The organism is Flavobacterium sp. 1, assembly GCF_002797935.1.
Taxonomy (GTDB): domain Bacteria; phylum Bacteroidota; class Bacteroidia; order Flavobacteriales; family Flavobacteriaceae; genus Flavobacterium.
The window spans coordinates 5,115,733-5,135,911 of record NZ_PGER01000001.1; the positions used below are offsets into that span (position 1 = coordinate 5,115,733).

Annotated in this window: 22 protein-coding genes; all 22 read left to right on the forward strand. The window is 30.6% G+C overall.

Annotation, left to right across the window (positions count from 1 at the left end; translation table 11 throughout):
• Positions 1-807, forward strand: coding sequence for a phytanoyl-CoA dioxygenase family protein (locus CLU83_RS20910; protein ID WP_100433383.1), 807 nt, complete (start codon positions 1-3; stop codon positions 805-807).
• Positions 808-883: 76 nt separating this feature from the next.
• On the forward strand, positions 884-1,786 hold the full coding sequence (locus CLU83_RS20915) for a hypothetical protein (protein ID WP_100433384.1): 903 nt from the start codon (positions 884-886) through the stop codon (positions 1,784-1,786).
• Positions 1,783-2,889, forward strand: coding sequence for an acyltransferase (locus CLU83_RS20920; protein ID WP_100433385.1), 1,107 nt, complete (start codon positions 1,783-1,785; stop codon positions 2,887-2,889). Before CLU83_RS20915 ends, CLU83_RS20920 begins: the two co-directional genes overlap by 4 nt.
• Positions 2,886-4,028: a dTDP-4-amino-4,6-dideoxygalactose transaminase gene (gene rffA / locus CLU83_RS20925; protein ID WP_100433386.1), complete on the forward strand. Its 1,143-nt coding sequence runs from the start codon at positions 2,886-2,888 to the stop codon at positions 4,026-4,028. The genes CLU83_RS20920 and rffA overlap by 4 nt, the downstream gene beginning before the upstream one ends.
• A 4-nt stretch (positions 4,029-4,032) precedes the next feature.
• The gene (locus CLU83_RS20930) at positions 4,033-5,202 is read left to right on the forward strand and encodes a TDP-N-acetylfucosamine:lipid II N-acetylfucosaminyltransferase (protein WP_100433387.1); all 1,170 of its coding nucleotides are present in this window, start codon (positions 4,033-4,035) and stop codon (positions 5,200-5,202) included.
• Positions 5,192-6,085, forward strand: coding sequence for a glycosyltransferase family 2 protein (locus CLU83_RS20935; RefSeq protein WP_100433388.1), 894 nt, complete (start codon positions 5,192-5,194; stop codon positions 6,083-6,085). Before CLU83_RS20930 ends, CLU83_RS20935 begins: the two co-directional genes overlap by 11 nt.
• A complete protein-coding gene (locus CLU83_RS20940; RefSeq protein WP_100433389.1) occupies positions 6,075-6,503 on the forward strand; it encodes a hypothetical protein in 429 nt (142 codons plus the stop codon). Before CLU83_RS20935 ends, CLU83_RS20940 begins: the two co-directional genes overlap by 11 nt.
• A gap of 5 nt (positions 6,504-6,508) precedes the next feature.
• Positions 6,509-7,264, forward strand: a complete 756-nt coding sequence (locus CLU83_RS20945) for a class I SAM-dependent methyltransferase (protein WP_100433390.1) — start codon at positions 6,509-6,511, stop codon at positions 7,262-7,264.
• Positions 7,261-8,358, forward strand: coding sequence for a DegT/DnrJ/EryC1/StrS aminotransferase family protein (locus CLU83_RS20950; protein WP_100433391.1), 1,098 nt, complete (start codon positions 7,261-7,263; stop codon positions 8,356-8,358). Before CLU83_RS20945 ends, CLU83_RS20950 begins: the two co-directional genes overlap by 4 nt.
• Positions 8,355-9,569, forward strand: coding sequence for a glycosyltransferase (locus CLU83_RS20955; protein ID WP_100433392.1), 1,215 nt, complete (start codon positions 8,355-8,357; stop codon positions 9,567-9,569). The genes CLU83_RS20950 and CLU83_RS20955 overlap by 4 nt, the downstream gene beginning before the upstream one ends.
• A 41-nt stretch (positions 9,570-9,610) precedes the next feature.
• The gene (locus CLU83_RS20960) at positions 9,611-10,504 is read left to right on the forward strand and encodes a glycosyltransferase family 2 protein (RefSeq protein ID WP_100433393.1); all 894 of its coding nucleotides are present in this window, start codon (positions 9,611-9,613) and stop codon (positions 10,502-10,504) included.
• On the forward strand, positions 10,504-11,355 hold the full coding sequence (locus tag CLU83_RS20965) for a glycosyltransferase family 2 protein (protein WP_100433394.1): 852 nt from the start codon (positions 10,504-10,506) through the stop codon (positions 11,353-11,355). The genes CLU83_RS20960 and CLU83_RS20965 overlap by 1 nt, the downstream gene beginning before the upstream one ends.
• A 432-nt stretch (positions 11,356-11,787) precedes the next feature.
• Complete coding sequence (locus CLU83_RS20970; protein WP_157802155.1) at positions 11,788-12,603, forward strand: hypothetical protein; 816 nt, start codon at positions 11,788-11,790, stop codon at positions 12,601-12,603.
• Positions 12,604-13,521 (forward strand): glycosyltransferase, encoded by a 918-nt coding sequence (locus CLU83_RS20975; RefSeq protein WP_100433396.1) that lies wholly within the window; start codon positions 12,604-12,606, stop codon positions 13,519-13,521.
• 20 nt (positions 13,522-13,541) lie between these two features.
• The gene (locus tag CLU83_RS20980) at positions 13,542-14,363 is read left to right on the forward strand and encodes a glycosyltransferase family 2 protein (protein ID WP_100433397.1); all 822 of its coding nucleotides are present in this window, start codon (positions 13,542-13,544) and stop codon (positions 14,361-14,363) included.
• A gap of 97 nt (positions 14,364-14,460) precedes the next feature.
• Positions 14,461-15,324, forward strand: a complete 864-nt coding sequence (locus CLU83_RS20985) for a glycosyltransferase family 2 protein (RefSeq protein WP_100433398.1) — start codon at positions 14,461-14,463, stop codon at positions 15,322-15,324.
• Between the two features lie 53 nt (positions 15,325-15,377).
• Entirely contained in the window at positions 15,378-16,310 is a 933-nt protein-coding gene (locus tag CLU83_RS20990) for an NAD-dependent epimerase/dehydratase family protein (protein WP_100433399.1), read from the forward strand.
• The gene (locus CLU83_RS20995) at positions 16,294-17,319 is read left to right on the forward strand and encodes a glycosyltransferase family 2 protein (protein WP_100433400.1); all 1,026 of its coding nucleotides are present in this window, start codon (positions 16,294-16,296) and stop codon (positions 17,317-17,319) included. Before CLU83_RS20990 ends, CLU83_RS20995 begins: the two co-directional genes overlap by 17 nt.
• A gap of 5 nt (positions 17,320-17,324) precedes the next feature.
• Entirely contained in the window at positions 17,325-18,440 is a 1,116-nt protein-coding gene (locus CLU83_RS21000; RefSeq protein ID WP_100433401.1) for a glycosyltransferase family 4 protein, read from the forward strand.
• The gene (locus CLU83_RS22920) at positions 18,433-18,669 is read left to right on the forward strand and encodes a cytidylyltransferase domain-containing protein (protein WP_369828788.1); all 237 of its coding nucleotides are present in this window, start codon (positions 18,433-18,435) and stop codon (positions 18,667-18,669) included. Before CLU83_RS21000 ends, CLU83_RS22920 begins: the two co-directional genes overlap by 8 nt.
• Before the next feature lie 17 nt (positions 18,670-18,686).
• On the forward strand, positions 18,687-19,130 hold the full coding sequence (locus CLU83_RS22925; protein WP_369828789.1) for a hypothetical protein: 444 nt from the start codon (positions 18,687-18,689) through the stop codon (positions 19,128-19,130).
• 8 nt (positions 19,131-19,138) lie between these two features.
• Positions 19,139-20,179 (forward strand): N-acetylneuraminate synthase, encoded by a 1,041-nt coding sequence (neuB, locus tag CLU83_RS21010; protein ID WP_100433402.1) that lies wholly within the window; start codon positions 19,139-19,141, stop codon positions 20,177-20,179.

Consider the following 20,179-nt stretch of genomic DNA (forward strand, 5'->3'; position numbering starts at 1 on the left):
ATGAATGTTGAAAAATCATATGGGGTCAATAATCAAACGGAACTTAACAATTTAGTTGATTCGCATTTAGAAGAGTTGCAAATAAATGGTTTTTCGTTATTAGAAAATGTATTAGATTTTCAGGAGCTGTCAGAGTGCAGAATTCGACTTGATGCTGTTTATGAAAAACAAAAAGAAGAATTTGGTGAAGAGAAATTGAAAATGATTAATGAACAGAATTTAGTAAGATGTCCTTTAGTTTATGACGAATATTTTTTAAATCTTGCTATTAATAAAAAGATTCTTGAGGTAGTAGAAAAAGTTATTGGAAATTATTTTATTCTACATCTACAGAATGGTATAATAAACACAGAGAATGAAGAGCATCATCAAAGTTCTTGGCATCGTGATTTGCCTTATCAAAATTTTGTGATCTCTAAACCACTTGCGATAGGAGCATTATATTGTATTGATGATTTTACAAATGAATCTGGTGGCACATTTGTTTTGCCACATTCTCATAGAGTAGAATCAATCCCTTCATCTCAATATGTAGAAAAATATAGTAAACAAATAATTGCAAAAGCGGGCTCGGTAATTTTATTTGACTCAATGCTTTTTCATAGGGCTGGATTCAATTCTTCCAGTTTTACAAGAAGAGCAATTAATAATGTATATGTTGTTCCAATTTTAAAACAACAAATTAATTTATATACAGCTTTAAATGGAAAATATTCTGAGGATGAGTTTCTATCAAAATTCTTGGGTTACCAGTCTAACACTCCATCGAGTGATAAAGAATGGAGAAACAATAAATTTAACAGATGATTTTTAAATAAAATTTGAAGGAGTATTAATCTAAAAGATCATTCTCCTTTGCCAATAGTGTTACTAGATTAATAATATGAAATGGAATAAACTAGGTCAAATATATAAGGTTTCAAGTAGTTGTGAAGAAATTATTTCTCATGCCTCTAATCCACTTGCAATTCATCTTAATGAAAATGTATTTAGAATATTTTATAGTGCAAGAAATAGTTTAAATAAATCCTCAGTATCTTTTGTTGATATAGATATAGTTACTTTAGAAAACATTAATAATCCAGATGAAGTTGTTTTTTCTTATGGTAAAAAAGAAAGTTTTTATTCTCATGGAGTTAGTATAGGGAATTGTTATACTCAAAATAATAAAGATTATATTCTTTTTATGGGTTGGCAATTTAAGGATGGAGAACATTGGAGAGGAGATGTGGGAAGATTAGAAGTGATTGATAAAAAAACATTATTGTTAGATCCTGTTCATGCGTTTATGGAAATAGATGAAGAGGATAAAATAAGTCTGTCTTATCCTTGGGTCATGTTTCATGAAGGCATTTATAAAATGTGGTATGGTTCAACAATAGATTGGACTTCTGAGAATGAGGAAATGATACATGTGATTAAATACGCTACATCGATTGATGGTGAAAATTGGGAAAAACATGGAATAGCAATACCGTATGAAATTGGAGTCGCTCAAGCATTTTCTAAGCCTTCTGTATTAATTGTTGATTCAGGCTATCATATGTGGTATTCATATCGAAGTGGTGATGGAACTAAATATAGGATAGGATATTCTCATAGTGGCGATGGAATTCGTTGGGAGTGCAAGCATAATAAAGTTGGGATTGATGTATCGAAAACAGGATGGGATTCGGAAATGATTTGTTACCCCTTTGTATTTGAGCATAAGAACGATAAGTATATGCTTTATAATGGAAATGACTATGGGAAAACAGGCTTTGGTTTAGCAATTTTAGAAAAATGAAAGAAACAATTTATTTCCCAGGATTAAATGGTTTAAGATTTTTAGCAGCATTAACTGTAATTATACATCATATTGAGCAATTTAAATTAATAGCCAAAATGGATAATTATTTTCATTTGCCAGTAATTGAAAATATGGGCGGAATGGGGGTGACATTTTTTTTTACTCTGAGTGGTTTCCTGCTAACTTATTTGTTGATGTTAGAGAAAAAACAAAAGAGCAAGGTCAACGTTAAAAAATTTTATTTTAGAAGAATACTTAGAATATGGCCACTTTATTTTTTAATAGTCTTTATATCATTTTTAATAACACCCAACTTTTCATTTACAGCTGTTGGATTGAATTTTGATGGGGTTAATTTGAGTAATTTTTTTTATTTTATATCAATGTTAGCAAATGTTGCCCTTATAGTAAATCCAGCTGTTTTTGGCGCAGCACCATTATGGTCAGTTAGTTCCGAAGAACATTTTTATTTAATCTATCCTCATGTTTTAAATAAGTTCTCTGTATTATCGTCGAAAATATTAGTAATTGGGATTATTCTGTTTAATACAATCAAACTGATTGTTTTCTTTTTAGGGACAAAATGCCAATTGTCTTTTTTAATTTTTCTTTATAATTATTTTAATCTATTTCGAATTGATTGTATGTTAGTGGGAGGAATTGGTGCTTGTTTGTATTATCATAAGTCAGTTTATTTAAAAAATATTCATGCAAGTATAACATATCGAATTACTCTTTTATCTGTTTTTTTATTTTGTTTTTTTGATATCAAATTTGGAGAATTCACTCAGTTGGTTTACTCTGTTTTTTTTATTATCATAATAATGAATGTTGCAACAAGTAAAAGGAAATCATATATATTGGAAAACAAGGTAATGAATTTTTTAGGTAGAATATCTTATGGACTTTACGTCTATCATGGTTTAATCATAGGATCTGTGTTATTATATTTTAAAGTTAATAATTTATATTTCAATAATGTTATTTTATATTTTAGTGTCATTTTTATAACAATATTGTGTAGTGCTCTTTCATATTTTATTTTAGAGAAACCTTTTCTTAAATTGAAAAACAAGAAATATACAATTATAGCAACATGATTTACAAACACATTGGATTCAATAAACCCTATCTCACTGGAAAAGAAACCCAATATATTACCGATGCAGTTGCATCTGGTAAAATATCGGGCAATGGAAAATATACACAACGGTGTCAGCAGTTTTTTGAGCAAAAGTATGGTTTTGGCAAATGTTTGCTTACTACCTCATGTACAGATGCCTTAGAAATGGCAGCAATTTTAATTGATATTCAGTCTGGCGATGAGGTGATTATGCCTTCTTATACTTTTGTTTCTACTGCCAATGCCTTTGTATTGCGAGGAGCAAAAATTATTTTCGCTGATTCGAATGCCCAAAATCCGAATATAGATGTGAGTACACTAGAATCATTAATTACATCCAAAACAAAAGCCATTGTTCCTGTGCATTATGCAGGCGTGGCTTGTGATATGGATAAGATTATGGATCTGGCAAATAAATATAATTTATATGTTATAGAAGATGCCGCTCAAGCTATAGATAGTTTTTATATTGGGAGAGATGGAGTGCGAAAAGCTTTGGGTTCGATAGGACATTTAGCTGCTTTTTCTTTCCATGAAACCAAGAATATTATTTCGGGTGAAGGAGGAATGTTAGTTATAAACGATGCTCAATTTGCTCAACGGGGTGAAATTATATGGGAGAAAGGAACTAATCGAGCTGCTTTTTTTAGAGGTGAAATTGATAAATACGGCTGGGTAGATATTGGTTCCTCCTTTTTACCTTCAGAGGTTATTGCTGCTTTTCTTTGGGCTCAAATAGAACATTTAGACAATATCCAAGAAAAGCGAAAAACTATATGGAATCAGTATTATGAGGGCTTAAAAAAGGTTACAGTTAAGGGTAGTTTTAAGTTGCCTCAAATACCCAATTATGCGACAAATAATGCCCATATGTTTTATTTGGTTTTTGAATCTTTAGAAAAAAGGAACGGATGTATTAGTCGTTTAAAAAATAAAGGCATTAATGCGGTTTTTCATTATTTGAGTTTACATAAAAGTTCCTTTTACAATGAGAAATATTTAGGAAATGATTTGATTTTCAGTAATCAATATTCAGACAGGTTGTTGCGATTGCCATTTTATTACGAGTTGTCTGATGCGGATTTGGAATTGATTATAAATGTGATAAAAGAATAATTCTATGAACTACCACATAATGATTCAAGATAAGTTTTTGGATTCTTTTATTGCAGATGTGTATGCTATTGGGGAGGAAAATAATAATGTTTTTTGGTTTAGAGGAGATAAAGGAGAAACAAATTATTTAACAACGGATAAACTCATAGAATATCTTGGTCATGACAAATTAAGATTGAAGAATAAACTCCAATCGTTAAATCCAACAGATACAATTTTTATACATTGGTACGATAAGTGGATTGCTGATTTGGTTTATGATTTGCCTAATAAATTAATTGTTTTTTTTTGGGGAGGAGAGATGTACGAAGAACCTTTTTGGCATCATGCTAAATGGATTTATGATAAAAAAACGTATTCGATTATTAAAAAACAATCATATCCTAAAATTATTTGGCAAAAAAATATTTTTAAAACGATTCGTACTATAAAAAATGTTTTGAGATACCCTGTTATTGTGAGACAGCAATATGAACATAAAAAGAAACAAGTTGAGCGAATTGATTATATAATTTGTGGACAATTTAATACTGGTGAAATAGAAAAAGTAAATGAATTATATCCAACATTTAAAGCTAAACACTTGGCAGGTTATTATGATTTGAATTTTGACTTGGCTAATGAAATAAATATTAAAGCAAAAACTTCGGTTGTAATTAAAATTTTAGTAGGTAATTCTGCTACTGAAGCGAATAACCATTTGGAAGCTTTTGAGAAATTGAAAAGATTAAAGGATGTTGAAATTTATTGTGTCTTATCTTATGGGTCTGATTATTATAAACGAATAGTTATGCTGGAAGGGAAGAGAGTTTTTGGAAATTTTTTTCATCCAATAACCGATTTTATGCCAAGAAAAGAATATGTTGAATTTGTGAATGAAATGGATGTTGTTTATATGTATCATAATCGTTCACAAGCTTGGGGTAATATTGTTACTGCTTTAACTTTTGGGAAACCAGTGTTTATTAAAAATGAGAATGTTTTAAAAAAATATATTACAGCTATTGGTATTAAAACGTATGATGCTGATTTAATTGGGCAATGTAATTTGGAATCAATTATCACAGAGGAAAAGAAAAACTTTACTGATAACATAGAAAAGCTTAAGAAAACAATATCTAATGAAGTACGATTGAATAATCTTAAAGAAATAATGACTGTTTATGCTAGGTAACAACCCACTTGTTTCCATAATTATTCCCACATACAATAGAGCAGATTTAATTGGTGAGACGCTTGATAGTATCTTAGCACAAACTTATCAAAACTGGGAATGTATTGTTGTAGATGATGGCAGTACTGATGGGACTAATAGTTTAATGGATGAATATGTGAAACAGGACATTAGATTCAAGTACTTAATAAATGAAAGAACAAAAGGTGCACAAGGAGCTAGAAATACAGGTTTGTTAAATGCAAAGGGAGGTTTTATACAGTTTTTTGATTCAGATAATATTATGTATGCACATCATTTAAAGGTGAAAATGAGTGCTTTTCAACAAAATAAAGATTTTGACATTATAACCTCTTTTTCGCATGTAAAAAATGTAAATGATGAAATAATTGATATATTTACATGGAGGACAATAGGTGTTATTTTTGAAAAATTGATTCGCCAGCATACTTATGTAGATACTAATTCAGCACTTATTAAAAGAGAAATTTTTAATGATTATTTATTAGATGAAAACGTTCCTTCCTTTCAAGAATTAGATTTGCATTTGGAACTTTCAAAAAAAGCGAATTATGGTATGGTATGGGAATTCCTAACAGCCTATTATAGAAGGGATATCGATACTATATCATCAGATAAAATTAAAGAAAAAAAAGGGGAAATATATAATTTATTAAAATTTAAAACCGATTATATAAATTGTAGTGGTAAAAGTCAATTTAATAAACGAGTTGATAGATGTATTTCTTATAATCAAGAGATATTAAATTACGCATTGAAAGTTTTTTCAAACGATGAGAAAATGATTTTGGAGATACTAAAATCGGAACGAAGATTAAAAATAATTAATAAAATTAAAAACAAAATATACCGTGCTTTTTGAAAAAATTACAACAGAAAATCTTTTACTAGCCATAATAATTAGATCGGACTACAAAAAAGAAGGAATCGAGTTTTTTACAAACGATAATGACTCGCAACAATTGGGTTATATGAATAGACCCGAAGGCTATGTCATTGAGCCTCATCGTCATAATTTAGTCGCTCGTGAAGTGCATTTGACTCAAGAAGTTCTTTTTATAAAAAGCGGTAAAGTTCGAGTAGATTTTTATGATAATGAACAAAATTACTTTAAGAGCGCTATTTTAGAAAAAGGAGATGTAATCTTGCTTTCTGATGGTGGACACGGATTCAAAATGTTAGAGAAATCGGAGATGATTGAAGTCAAACAAGGTCCTTATTGCGGCGATATTGATAAAGTTCGATTTACAGCAGTAGAGGAAAAAGATTTAATTTTGTAAGTAAAATGGTTAATTTTCAGCAGTATAGCAAATATTATGATCTTCTATATAAAGATAAAAATTATAAAGAGGAATGTGATTATGTTATAAGTAAGATAAAACAATTTGATCCCAAAGCGATTCAAGTTCTGGAATTAGGTTCGGGAAGTGGTTCGCACGCTCACTATTTTTGTAAAGCTGGTTTTGAAGTGACAGGTGTTGAAAGAAGTCCAGAAATGGTGGCTTTGGCAAAATCAAAAAATATTGAAGGATTCAATCCAACAATTGGAGATATTTCCTCTTTTGAGATTTCTCAGCAATTTGATATTGCTTTGTCCTTATTTCATGTTATGTCTTATTTAACTGAAAATGAATCCTTGATTAATTGTTTTAAAAGGGTACATCAACAATTGAAATCTGATGGTGTTTTTATGTTTGATATTTGGTATTCTCCTGCAGTTTACCATCAGAAACCAGAAACCAGAATCAAGCGTTTAGAGAACGATACTATAGAAATTATTAGATTAGCAGAATCAAAAACGGAATCTGCTAAAAACCTAGTAGCCGTTAATTTTGATGTAATTATCAAAGATAAAAAAACTCAAATCTCAGAAACTATTACAGAGGAACATTTAATGCGTCATTTTTCGATTCCTGAAATCAAAATGCTGGCTGCATTCACAGGATTTGAAGTAGTTTTAACCGAAGAATTTTTAACAGAAAATACAGCTTCCGAAGAAACTTGGGGTGTGTTTTTTATCTTAAAAAAATATAGAAAATGATTCCCGTAAACACGCCACTCTTATCTGGAAATGAATTAAAATATGTTACCGAATGTATTGAAACAGGCTGGATTTCGTCTGAAGGTCCTTTTGTAACTCGATTTGAAACTGAGTTTGCTCAATATGTAAATAGAAGTCATGGAATAGCTGTTGCTAATGGTTCGGCTGCTTTGGATATTGCTGTCAAATCATTGGGCTTAGGTGAAGGAGATGAGGTTATTATGCCAACATTTACTATTATTTCTCCAGCCCAATCAGTAGTGACCGCAGGAGCTGTACCTGTTTTAGTTGATAGTGATCCCATTACTTGGAATATGGATGTAACTCAAATTGAGGCAAAAATTACTCCTAAAACCAAAGCCATACTTGTTGTTCATATTTATGGATTGCCTGTGGATATGGATCCAGTTTTGGCATTATGCAAAAAATATAATTTAAAACTTATTGAAGACGCAGCCGAAATGCATGGGCAAACCTATAAAGGGAAAATGTGCGGTAGTTTTGGAGATATTAGTATTTTTAGTTTTTATCCCAACAAACACATCACAACAGGAGAAGGAGGAATGCTTGTTTGTAATGATGAAAATATCGCAGAACAGTGCAAAAAACTTCGAAATTTAGCTTTTGAACCAAAGGGAAGACGATTTATCCATAATGAACTCGGTTGGAATTACAGAATGACGAATCTCCAGGCGGCTTTGGGTGTTGCCCAGTTGGAAAAAATGGATTATCATATTCAAAGAAAAAGAGAAATAGGTAAGCAGTATCACCAATATTTAAAGGATATAGTTGGTTTTCAGCTCCCTTTGGAAGAAACAGTATATGCAGAAAATATTTATTGGGTGTTTGGGTTAGTAGCAGATACTGAAGTGCAACAAGAATTAATGGTAAAAAAACTGGCTGATGCAAAAATAGTTACACGACCATTTTTTTGGTGCATGCATGAACAACCAGTTTTTAAAAAAATGGGCTTTTTTAAAAATGAAAGTTATCCTGTCGCTGAGAGGTTAGCCCGCAACGGATTTTACATACCTAGTGGGTTGGGATTGAGTGATAAAGAGTTAAGAATTGTTTGTGAAGTACTTTTGAGATGAGAAAATTAAGAGTAGGAGTTTGGTTATTGGATAATTATAAACCGGAACAGGGAGGAGGTTTTAGTTATTATTCTCAAATGATTCAATCATTAAAAGACTATGATTTTAAAGAGGCAGAAATATTGTTTGTTTCAAATAAAGTAAATGTTGCTTTTTTTTCGAAACAAAAAGTTTATGAAATACAAGCAAAAAGACATATTCCTAAAATTGAATTTTGGAAAAAAGTTTTAAGAAGAGTGGGACGAGTTTTAAACTTTGATTTTTTTGAGCCAGATTTTGTAAAAATTGAAGAACGTTATTTTGTGGATGTCAAGAGTGAACTAAATCATGTTATTGATGTCATGTATTATTTAACGCCTGTAGTAGTATTTCCTAATTTTCCTTTCATTTATACCTTGTGGGACATTGGTCATTTATCAATGTATGCTTTTCCTGAAGTTAGTATGAATGGAATCTATGAAAGTAGGCAGTCCGATTACAACAGTTACCCTCAAAAAGCATTAATGGTGTTTTGCGAATCTAAAGTAGGAAAAGCAGATGCAGAAAACTATTTGGGTATTAATCGGAATAGAACAAAAGTAATCCCTATGTTTCCATCAGAAATAATAAACAGTAAAATTGTTTCTCAACGACCAAAAAACACACAATCAGACGTAGAGTTTATTCATTATCCAGCACAATATTGGGCTCATAAAAATCATTATAATTTGTTGTTGGCATTTAAAGAAGTTCAAAAAAAGCATCCTAATTTAAAACTATTTTTAACTGGTTCAGACAAAGGAAATAAATCTTATATATTAAGTGTAATAAAAGAGTTGAATCTAGATAAAGAAGTGGTCGATTACGGTTTCGTTTCTAACGAAGAACTAAAATGGTTATATCTAAATTCTATGGGATTGGTTATGCCTACGTTTTTAGGGCCTACTAATATGCCGTTATTAGAGGCTGCTGCCTTGGGCTGTCCAGTTGCTTGTTCAGATTTAGCTGGACATAAAGAGCAATTAGGAGATTATGCTTATTATTTCAATCCTTTATTACCCGATGATATTACTAATGCTATTATTACGATGCTATTAGATAAAAATAATAATGTAAAAAGGCACTATAATAATACCTTTACTTTAGAGATTGCTATAGAGTCTATCGATGCTGTTTTTACTGAAATGAAGCAAATTAGATTTTGTTGGGGAATTTCAGATATATCATATTAAAAAAGATTAATATGTTTGAGTAGAACAAAAATCAATTCACAATGAATCATCCCAGAATATCCATAATTACCCCAAATTTCAACGGAGAAACATATCTTGAGGAAACCATACAATCTGTTTTGTCTCAAGACTATCCTAATTTAGAATATATTATCATTGATGGTGGTAGTACGGATAATTCGGTTTCGATTATTAAAAAATATGAAAGCCAATTAGCTTATTGGATAAGTGAACCAGATAAAGGTTTGTACGATGCTGTCCAAAAAGGATTTGACCAATCAACGGGCGAAATAATGGCTTGGATAAATTCAGATGATTTATATCACCCCAAAGCTTTTTTCTCTATAGCTGAAATATTTAAATTTAATGAAGTAAACTGGTTGCAAGGAATTCCGTCCACTTTTGACGAGATGGGTAGAACGGTGGATGTGAGTGGAATTAAAAGATGGTCTAAATTAGATTATTATTTAGGGAATTTTGAATGGATTCAGCAAGAATCAGTGTTTTGGAGACGCTCTTTGTGGGAAAAATCGGGGAGTAAAATTGATGTTGAAATGAAATATGCTGGTGATTTAGAATTGTGGCTTCGCTTTTTTAGATATGAAAAATTGTTTGTAACAAGTGCTCTTTTGGGAGGTTTCAGACAACGGGCCAAAGGGCAATTGTCTTTAGAATTTTTAGATCAGTATATGGAAGAGGCGAGAACTAAAATTAAAGAAGAATTGGAATGTAATCTGCCAAAAGAAGAACAAGATTTAGTAAGGAAAATAAAAAAATATAATGCTACAATAAGTAAGTTTCATTTTGTTTTTATAAAAAAAATCGCCAATAAAGTTTATTTTAAGGGAATTATTAAACAAAAAAAACATTATTTTGGTTATCCATCCGTAATCACTTTTGATAGATTAAGCCAAAATTTTAAAATTAATAAATAATGACTAAATTATCAATAATCACTATTAATTATAACAACATCGAAGGGTTGAAACGTACCATAGAAAGTGTGGTCAATCAAACTTGGCAAGAGTTCGAGTACATTGTTATTGATGGAGGTTCTATTGATGGAAGTGCTAGTTATATAGAAATTCAAAGTGATAAAATAGATTATTGCATTAGCGAGCCTGATAGAGGGATTTACCATGCTATGAATAAAGCCATTAAAGTGGCAAATGGGGAATATTTGCTGTTTTTGAATAGTGGGGATCATTTATACAACAATCAAGTACTGGAAAAATATCATTCCTTTGCAGGTGAATTTGATATGATATGTTTCGATGAATACAGGGTAGGTGATCAATTTTCTGAAATAGTTAAATACCCTCGTAAATTGACTTTTTCGGATCTTTATTTAAGTTCCTTATCTCATCCCAATACTATTATAAAGAAAAACTTGTTTGATAAAGTTGGACTTTATGATGAGAATATGAGAATTGTCTCCGATTGGAAGTTTTCTATATTGGCATTATTTAAATACGATTGTAGCTATTTGAAAGTGGATGGTGTACTTTCTGTTTTTTATTTAGATGGTATAAGTTTTCTGGAAGATAATTCTAACGAGAGAAATGAAGTCTTAAATGAGTATTTTGAGCCATTTATTACTGATTATGAAGAGTTGGTCCGGAATAGGAATGAGTTAAGTCACAACAGGGCAATATTGCAATCAAATAGATTCAAAATGTTGATGGAAATTGAGAAAACAAAATTGGGGATGAAGATAGTATCACTTTTTTTCAGAATCTTTATTGTTTTATTTTCAAAGAAAAAAATAAAAGATGTTTTGGATTAACATGAAAGTCTACTGTCAAATTTATTCTTGATCTATTAGAGGATTTTCTGGATTAAAAAGAATCCACTTTTTGGAAGTATTGAGATGTATTCAATACCATACAAAACACTGTGCTTTTCTGTTAGAAAAGGAATCGCTAAAATGATAAACATTACTTATATAAAGTAGTAAATTAAAAAGAATTAAATAAGATTTATGAAAGTGTTTATACCGCATCAAAAAGACCGAAACATATATCTTGACGAGATTATATCTTTTTCAAATTGTAATTTTATTTATGGAGATTTTACCGATTACAAAAGGTCTTATGAGATCGTAAATATTCAATTTCCCGAAGCTATTTTTAATGGAATTGTTCCAACAGATGATCAATTAATAAATTTTGAAAAAAGAATTTTGTTATGGAAAAAACATTCAAAAGTAGTTTTTACTTTGAATGATATTGAATCCCATTATGATCAGGAAAATAAGTTTATCGATTTGTTCCAATTAATACAAAAACATGTTGATGGAGTAATTCATTTGGGGAACTATTCTTTGCAAAATTACAGACATCTTTTTTCTACTGATTGTCAACATACCGTAATATATCATCCATTGTATGAAAGTTTGATTTCTGATTTTGAAACAGCGAGTTTTCAAGATAAATTTCAATTGAATCTAAAGGATAAATATGTTGTTTCTGTTATTGGATGTATAAGATCGCTTGAAGAGGCAAAACTGATTTTAAAAATTTTCAGAAAAATTCCTCTTAAGAATAAATTTTTAATTGTACCCAATATGTTTCAATTTGTAAACATGCCAATTTATTTTCCATATCGGTTTAGAAAAATTTATAAAAAAATTGCTGAAAAAATATTTTGCTTTCCGCTTCGCAAGAATCAATATTTTTTTGGGTTTAAATTCATAGATTATAGCTATATGGTTGATTTAGTAAAAAGTTCATCGTTGATTTTAATACCACGAATTAGGAATTTAAATTCGGGTAATCTGTATTTAGGGTTAACCTTTGATAAGCCAATGATAATACCGAAAGTAGGAAATTTAACGGAAGTTGCTGATTTTTTTGGTTTTCCTTTATTAGATTTACAAAAAGGGAATTATAATGAGTTAATAAAGAGTCAGTTAAATTTAAAAGAGATTTTTTTTTTCAGCTCTAATGCATATTTAGAAAAAAAAGAAATGTTTAAAGCCAGTGTTATTGCACAGCAGTATGAAGCTTTTTTTTATAAACTGATAAATAATTAAATGAATCCAATTGTTTCTGTCATAGTTCCATGTTATAATCAGGGTCAGTATTTAACTGATGCACTTCAATCAGTCAACGATCAAAGTTTTTCTAATTGGGAATGTTTAATAATTGACGATGGAAGTATTGATAATACCGCAGAAATAGCAAAATCATTTGTTACCAAAGATTCGCGTTTTATATATTTATTTAAGGAAAATGGAGGAGTAAGCAGTACAAGAAATGTAGGTATTGAAAAAGCTAAAGGTCAGTTTATTCAGTTTTTAGATTCTGACGATATATTGGACAATAGAAAGTTAGAGTTCTCATTGTATCAAATGGAATTGCATAAAAACAATAATGTAAAAATAGTTATTTCTAACTTTAGGATGATTACTGAAAATTCCGATGTTTCATTGCCTCCATTTTGTAATTTAAATGCAGCTCTTTTTAACGTTGAAGGATTCTTATTTCAGTGGAATGTTACATTTTCCATACAGATTCAATGTGGATTTTTTGATGCTAAATTATTTGAAGGTATTAGATTTTCTGAAAATTTATCAGCACAAGAAGATTGGGTCGTTTGGGTCAGTCTTTTCAAAACTGGATATCATGCTGTATTCATTGATGAACCATTGGCCTATTACAGAATTAACCCCGGCAGTAGAATGTCAACCATTGGTATTGATAATAATGAACTGAAAGTTTTGGGGATTTTTAAAGAAATACTTACTTATGATGAATATTATAGGTTGTCTATGCATTTGTTGATTCGATATTCTGACTCTTTTAAATTGTTTAAAAATAATTTAAAAGCAGTAAAAAAATCAAATGCGTATCAAACGGGTTTGATGATTCGAAAGATATTAAATGCATTGGGTTTGATAAAACCGTCTAGGAGAATTTTTAAATTCATTTTAAGATTTAAACCTTCATAAATTTAATTTTAAGCAAAGTAATGTCCAAAGTTTCTATAATAATACCGAGTTATAATCATGCTATATTTTTGAAGGATAGGTTTGATACTATATTAAATCAGACGTACCATGATTGGGAAGCAATTATTATAGACGATAAATCATCAGATAATAGTGTCGAATTTATTAATTCTTTTTTAAAAAACAACCCTAACTTTAAAGTAAAACACTTTGTTGTTAATGAATCTAATTCAGGAAGTGGTTATAATTCTTGGAAAAAGGGAATAGAATTAGTAGAAACTGAATATATTTGGATTGCAGAAACTGATGATTATTCTGAGCCAACTTTTCTAGAAGAATTGATAAGAATTCTAGATCAAAATGACAATATAGCTCTTGCGTTTTGTGGGAGTAATTATGTTGAAGACGATAAGATAATTTATGACTCAACCAATAGAGTAAAAGATTTGAATGTTGAGACAGGAGAATATAAGGTAATAAATAGCAGTGTTTTTTTTGACAGAATGCCTTTTGATACCTATATAACTAACGGAAGCTCAGTAGTGTTTAGGAAGTCCAAATTAGAAATTCCACCTGTATTGTTCACCTATAGATTATGTTCTGATATTTTTCTTTGGTCTTATTTGTTAAAAGGCAATTCCTTTGCATTTCTAAATAAAAATTTGAATTTTTTTAGAAGACATGAGGGTTCAACGTCTTCTTATTTACAAAAAAATAAATTAGAGAGCATCTATCACGAAAAAGCGAAATATTTAAATTATTTCGCTCAAACAGAAAAAAAAGATGAATTTATTGAGCATTATATAAAACACTATATTTGGAATAATAAAAAGAATTTTTAAATACTTCAAGTATTCAAAAGATTCAAACTGACAAGAATTTAAAAGTGCAATATTTTTATAAATTGGTTCAGTTTTTTATTTATAAACTTTTAAGAAAATGACTTTTCCTTTAGTTACTGCTATTATTCCGACATATAATCGTAAGGAGTACCTTGAAAATGCGATTCAATCTGTCGCAAATCAATCTTATTCTAATATTGAAATATTAGTAATTGATGATGGATCCTACAGTAATTATGCACAATCTATTTGTGATAAATTTTCAAATTGTTACTATTTGTATAAGGAAAATGGCGGATTATCCTCGGCAAGAAATTATGGAATTAATTTATCTAAAGGAGAATATATAGCTTTTTTGGATGATGATGATTTTTGGGAAAGTTCAAAAATTGAGAAACAGGTAAAAGTATTACTTGAAAATTCTTCGATAGACTGTGTGCATTCTTCTGCAGCTGTAGTAGATGAAAGTGGAATTCCGACGGGTGATTTGATAGGTGCTGCTCAGAATAAAATACACAAACGTTCAGGTTATGTCTTTTGGAATGCGCTGGGAACTTGGGTTGTTAAATCGCCAACTCCTTTAATTCGGAAGAAAGTTTTTCAGCCCGATTTATTGTTTGATGAGAGTATAAAAGTAGGAGAGGATGTCGATTTTTATCAAAGAATGTTTTATAGACATAAAGTTCTTTATATAAATGAACCTTTAGCTTTTTATAGAGAATATAATAGTAGTAAAAGACTTTCTGTTCATCTGGAAAAATATATAGGCATTGAAAAAAAAATGTATTTGAATTTTAAAATGATGGGGATTAAAAATCCGATCGTATTGTATAGAGTAGGAAGAAGATTATTGTGTAGTGCAATGAGAACCTGGAATAGAGTTCATAATCAAAATCCGATGCAATTAAGTTTTATTGATTTCTATTTTAGACCAGTTTTTTGTTTGAATAGTTTTTTTTGAATTAAAACTTAATAAACAGCATTTACTTATTAAATAAAAATAAATTACTAAAGATGAATACTACAATACTAATTACGGGAGGAGCGGGAAATGTAGGAAGTGCAATAGCAAATAGATTAGCAGAAGATGCAAATAATTTTATTGTCATAGTCGATAATTTGTCAACTGGTAATCTTGCTAAAATACCAAAAAAGGAGAATGTTGTTTTTATCAAAGCAGATGCTAATAATTATAATGACATTGTTCCCATTTTTGGCAGATATAACTTTGACTTTGTTTTTCATTATGCTGCGGTTGTCGGGGTTAAAAGAACTCTTGAAAACCCTATTATGGTTTTGAATGATATTGAAGGGATAAAAAACATACTTTCGCTTTCGAAAAATTTAGGTGTAAAAAGGGTTTTTTATTCTAGTTCGTCCGAAGTTTATGGAGAACCGTTTGAAATTCCTCAGAACGAAAAAACAACGCCTTTAAATTCTAGATTGCCTTATGCGATAGTAAAAAATGTTGGAGAAGCTTTTTTTAAATCGTATTATCAGGAATATGGATTGGAATATACCATTTTTAGATTTTTTAATACTTATGGACCCAATCAAAGCGAGGATTTTGTAGTCCCACGATTTATTAAAGCAGCACTTAAAAATGAGCCTATTTATTTATACGGAGATGGTTTACAAACTCGTTCTTTTTGTTATGTGGAGGACAACATAGACACATGCATAAAAGCATTGCATGAAGATAAGTGCGTAAATGATGTGCTTAATGTAGGTAGTGATATTGAAATGACCATTTTAGATTTAGCAAAAAAAGTAATTTCTATAGCCAATTCTGATTCAGAAATTATACATCTTCCCGCTTTGGAGGAAGGCGATATGCTAAGACGATGCCCAGATACTTCTAAAATGAAAACTATTTTAGGGAGAGAATTAGTTTCTTTAGAAAATGGAATCGCAAAATTAATACAGCATTATGAGAATAGGAATTAACCCTGAAAAAAATAATATAGACTTGATTATTGAAAATTACCACAGAGTAATAGTTCCTGTTTATATTCCTCATTTTGAAGGCTATTTTAAAGAATCATTCGAAGTGTTTAAACTATGTATAGAATCATTGTTAAAGACTGTTCATAAAAAAACAAGAATTACAATTTATAATAATAATTGCCATCAAATAGTCAAAGATTTTATTGACGAGCAATATGAAGAATCTGTATATATTGATCAAGTTTTTCATTCAAAAGAGAATTTAGGTAAAATCAATGCCATTTTGGCCTCTTCTAAAGGCAATTTAGAGCCGTTAATAACGATAACAGATGCCGATGTTTTGTTTAAACAAGGTTGGCAAGCCGCAGTGGAAGATGTATTTGTTAAATTTCCAGAAGCAGGTATGGTTAGTCCAGTGCCGAGCAGTAAAGCATTGATGAATCATACTTCGAGTACTTGGTTTTATGGTTTTTTTAAAGGGAAGTTAGCATTTCAAGATGTGCTCGATCCTGAGGCAATGCATAAATTTGACTTGAGTTTAGGGAATAAAGAGTTAATGTATAGGCCTATACATTTGGAAAAATATTTGGTACTAAAAAACAAAAGTAATTCAGGAGAAGTTGTAATGGGCTGTGGTCATTTTGTGGCTACACTTAAAAGAGATGTTTTTGACAAAGGAACTAGCGAACCTGCATTTATAAAAATAGTAGGCGGTGTTGAAGGTAAATTCATCGATATACCCAATGATAAATTAGGATATTTAAGAGTTGCCACAAAAGGTAATTTTGCTTACCACATGGGAAATAAAACAGAACAATGGATGTATGATATTGCTTCTAGTTTGAAGGTGGAAAGCTCTAATGGTATTGATAGTTCTCAAATTAAGGATAGGAAAATTGGTTTTTTTTCCAGAAAGATAGGTTCATTGTTTCTTAGATTAATTAGAAATAGCAAAACAAGACCTCTGCTTTTGAAAAATTTTGGCTTATTAAATCCTTCAAATTATTAGTGAAAATGAAAAATGATTTGCTAAATTATAAAGTGATTCTTATTTCTCAATTATCACTTCCTTTTTCAAAAATTGGAAGCTGGACAACTTTATATAAAAATTACATTTGTTCTGATTTTAATCAAATCGATTATATAGTTTGTGAACGGCCAAGTGTAGTGTTCAATAATGTGAAGTATAGTTTTGTAAAGAATAACCTCATAACAAAAATTTATAGAAAGTTTACAGATAAGAGGTATTTATCATATACTAGAGCCTTGGGCAAGATAGTCAATAATGAAGAAAAATATATTATTCAAATTGTAGATAATTTTGGAATTGTGAAGCATATTGTAGCTTTCTTAGAAAACATGAAAATCCGGGATAACTGTTATGTTCAATTTTTTTATCATGGTTTTCCGCCTTTTTTGGATCATCAAAAAAGTGATATTTTTTTTGAATCCATTAATGAAATGATACTTTTAACTCATGAGTCCTACTTAGTACATAAAAAATATTATAAATCTTTACCATGTAAAATTGAGATTTTGCACAATGGAATTGATCATAAGCGTTTTTATAAACTTGATGAAAGCAATAAGAATTTATACAAAAAAAGATTTAATGTAAGTGACAAGACAATCTTTGTTTGGTGCTCGCAGGATAGGCCAAAAAAAGGGTTACATATAGTTTTAGAAGCTTGGAAAAAAGTTTATAAAAAACATAAAAATATCGAATTATGGATTATTGGTTGTGAACCAAAATCTAAACAAGAAGGAGTTATATATTTTGGTGAAATTCCAAATGATAATATTGCGACATATTTACAAACTGCGGATTGTTATTTGTTTTCTTCCCTTTGTCAAGAAGGATTTCCTTTAAGTCTGACGGAAGCATTACATTGTGGTTGTTATTGTATAGCATCTTCTATGGGTGGTGTGCCTGAAGTTTTACAATATGGGAAATTAGGAAAACTAATAGAAAACCCCCATTTTGCATCGGAATGGGAAGTGGCAATTGAGGATTTTTTAAAGAAACAGTTATTTTTTGAAAAGATTCCAGAAAATTTATATAGTTCTGAAAGTTGGAATCAAGGTATGAAAAACATTATTGATAATGCTAAAAACAATATTGATGAATAAAAACATAGCCATAATTCCAGCCCGTGGGGGATCGAAACGTATCCCAGAAAAGAATATCCAGCTGTTTGGAGGATTACCTTTATTGGTGCATTCTATACAATATGCAATTGCAAATAGCGATATTATTGAGGAGGTTTATGTTTCTACAGATGATGCAACCATCAAAAGGATTGCATTGGAAAATGGAGCGAAAGTAATCGATAGACCAGCGACTATTTCGGGGATTTAGAACCTACCGTTTCGGCATTGAAACACGTTTTAGAATCAATTACAGAAAAGGTCGAAAATGTTATTTTATTACAGCCTACTAATCCTTTGCGTCCTGAGAATTTATTAAAAGATGCTTTTGATGTATATAAAAGTGGAAGTTATGACAGTCTTTTTACGGTTTCTAGAAATTATCAAAAGTTGGGCAAAATAATAGAAAACAAATTTCAACCCTTCAATTATATAATTGGACAGCGCAGTCAGGATTTAGATCCCTTATTTTTCGAAAACGGATTGTTGTATGTCACCAAAGCTTCTTTGATTTTACCTCTCGACTGCGCTCGAGTTGACAGTAAAATTATTTCAGAAAACGCGTTCCCTTTTGAAGTAAATCATATTTTTGCCAATATTGATATCGATACTCCAGAGGATTTGGAATATGGGGAGTATCTGTATCAAAAACTCATAATTCATAACTCATAACTTATTTTATGAATCCATACATAGAAATTGCAGGAAGAAAAATTGGGTCAGATTTTCCACCTTTAGTTATTGCCGAAATTGGAATAAATCACGAAGGCTCTTTGAAAGTTGCCAAAGAAATGGTTGATGCGGCGCTTAGAGCTGGAGCGGAAGTCGTAAAACACCAAACACATATTGTCGAAGATGAAATGAGCGGAGCCGCAAAAAAAGTAATTCCAGGCAATGCCGATGTTTCCATATATGAAATCATGGAGCGTTGTTCATTGAATGAAGGCGATGAATTGGAATTGAAAAAGTATGTGGAAAGTAAGGGAATGATTTTTATTTCAACTCCGTTTTCACGAGCTGCAGCCGAACGATTGAAAAATTTTGACATACCAGCTTATAAAATTGGATCTGGAGAATGCAATAACTACCCGCTATTAGAACATATTGCGTCGTTTGGCAAACCCGTTATTTTGAGTACAGGGATGAATACGATTGAAAGTATTAGCAAAGCAGTAGCGATTTTTGATAAACATAAAGTTCCTGTAGCCTTATTACATACCACAAATCTATACCCAACGCCAACGCATTTGGTTCGTTTTGGAGCTATGTCTCAAATGCATGAGGCTTTTCCTGATAAAGTATTTGGATTGAGCGATCATACCTTAAATAATAATGCCTGTTTAGGAGCTGTGGCTTTAGGAGCCAGTATTTTGGAAAGACATTTTACAGACCACATGCAGCGCACAGGCCCAGATATCGTGTGTAGTATGGATGAAGAAAGAACAGCTCAACTAATTGTAAGTTCCGAAGAAATTTGGAAAATGCGAGGAGGTATTAAAGAACCTGCCCTAGAGGAACAAGTGACTATTGATTTTGCTTTTGCTACTGTTTGTGCTATAGCCAATATAAAGAAAGGGGAGCAGTTCACGAAAGAGAATATTTGGGTGAAACGTCCAGGAACCGGAAAGATTCTGGCGGAACATTTTGATGAGGTATTGGGAAAAAAAGCAAGTAGGGATATTAATAATGATGAGCAATTAGATTTTAGTGATTTTGAATAA

Excerpts from the sequence above, each read along its gene's own strand:
- CLU83_RS20910 (WP_100433383.1), top strand. The coding sequence starts at position 1 with ATGAATGTTGAAAAATCATATGGGGTCAATAATCAAACGGAACTTAAC.
- CLU83_RS20915 (WP_100433384.1), top strand. The coding sequence starts at position 884 with ATGAAATGGAATAAACTAGGTCAAATATATAAGGTTTCAAGTAGTTGT.
- CLU83_RS20920 (WP_100433385.1), top strand. The coding sequence starts at position 1,783 with ATGAAAGAAACAATTTATTTCCCAGGATTAAATGGTTTAAGATTTTTA.
- rffA (WP_100433386.1), top strand. The coding sequence starts at position 2,886 with ATGATTTACAAACACATTGGATTCAATAAACCCTATCTCACTGGAAAA.
- CLU83_RS20930 (WP_100433387.1), top strand. The coding sequence starts at position 4,033 with ATGAACTACCACATAATGATTCAAGATAAGTTTTTGGATTCTTTTATT.
- CLU83_RS20935 (WP_100433388.1), top strand. The coding sequence starts at position 5,192 with ATGCTAGGTAACAACCCACTTGTTTCCATAATTATTCCCACATACAAT.
- CLU83_RS20945 (WP_100433390.1), top strand. The coding sequence starts at position 6,509 with ATGGTTAATTTTCAGCAGTATAGCAAATATTATGATCTTCTATATAAA.
- CLU83_RS20950 (WP_100433391.1), top strand. The coding sequence starts at position 7,261 with ATGATTCCCGTAAACACGCCACTCTTATCTGGAAATGAATTAAAATAT.
- CLU83_RS20955 (WP_100433392.1), top strand. The coding sequence starts at position 8,355 with ATGAGAAAATTAAGAGTAGGAGTTTGGTTATTGGATAATTATAAACCG.
- CLU83_RS20960 (WP_100433393.1), top strand. The coding sequence starts at position 9,611 with ATGAATCATCCCAGAATATCCATAATTACCCCAAATTTCAACGGAGAA.
- CLU83_RS20965 (WP_100433394.1), top strand. The coding sequence starts at position 10,504 with ATGACTAAATTATCAATAATCACTATTAATTATAACAACATCGAAGGG.
- CLU83_RS20975 (WP_100433396.1), top strand. The coding sequence starts at position 12,604 with ATGAATCCAATTGTTTCTGTCATAGTTCCATGTTATAATCAGGGTCAG.
- CLU83_RS20980 (WP_100433397.1), top strand. The coding sequence starts at position 13,542 with ATGTCCAAAGTTTCTATAATAATACCGAGTTATAATCATGCTATATTT.
- CLU83_RS20985 (WP_100433398.1), top strand. The coding sequence starts at position 14,461 with ATGACTTTTCCTTTAGTTACTGCTATTATTCCGACATATAATCGTAAG.
- CLU83_RS20990 (WP_100433399.1), top strand. The coding sequence starts at position 15,378 with ATGAATACTACAATACTAATTACGGGAGGAGCGGGAAATGTAGGAAGT.
- CLU83_RS20995 (WP_100433400.1), top strand. The coding sequence starts at position 16,294 with ATGAGAATAGGAATTAACCCTGAAAAAAATAATATAGACTTGATTATT.
- CLU83_RS21000 (WP_100433401.1), top strand. The coding sequence starts at position 17,325 with ATGAAAAATGATTTGCTAAATTATAAAGTGATTCTTATTTCTCAATTA.
- CLU83_RS22920 (WP_369828788.1), top strand. The coding sequence starts at position 18,433 with ATGAATAAAAACATAGCCATAATTCCAGCCCGTGGGGGATCGAAACGT.
- neuB (WP_100433402.1), top strand. The coding sequence starts at position 19,139 with ATGAATCCATACATAGAAATTGCAGGAAGAAAAATTGGGTCAGATTTT.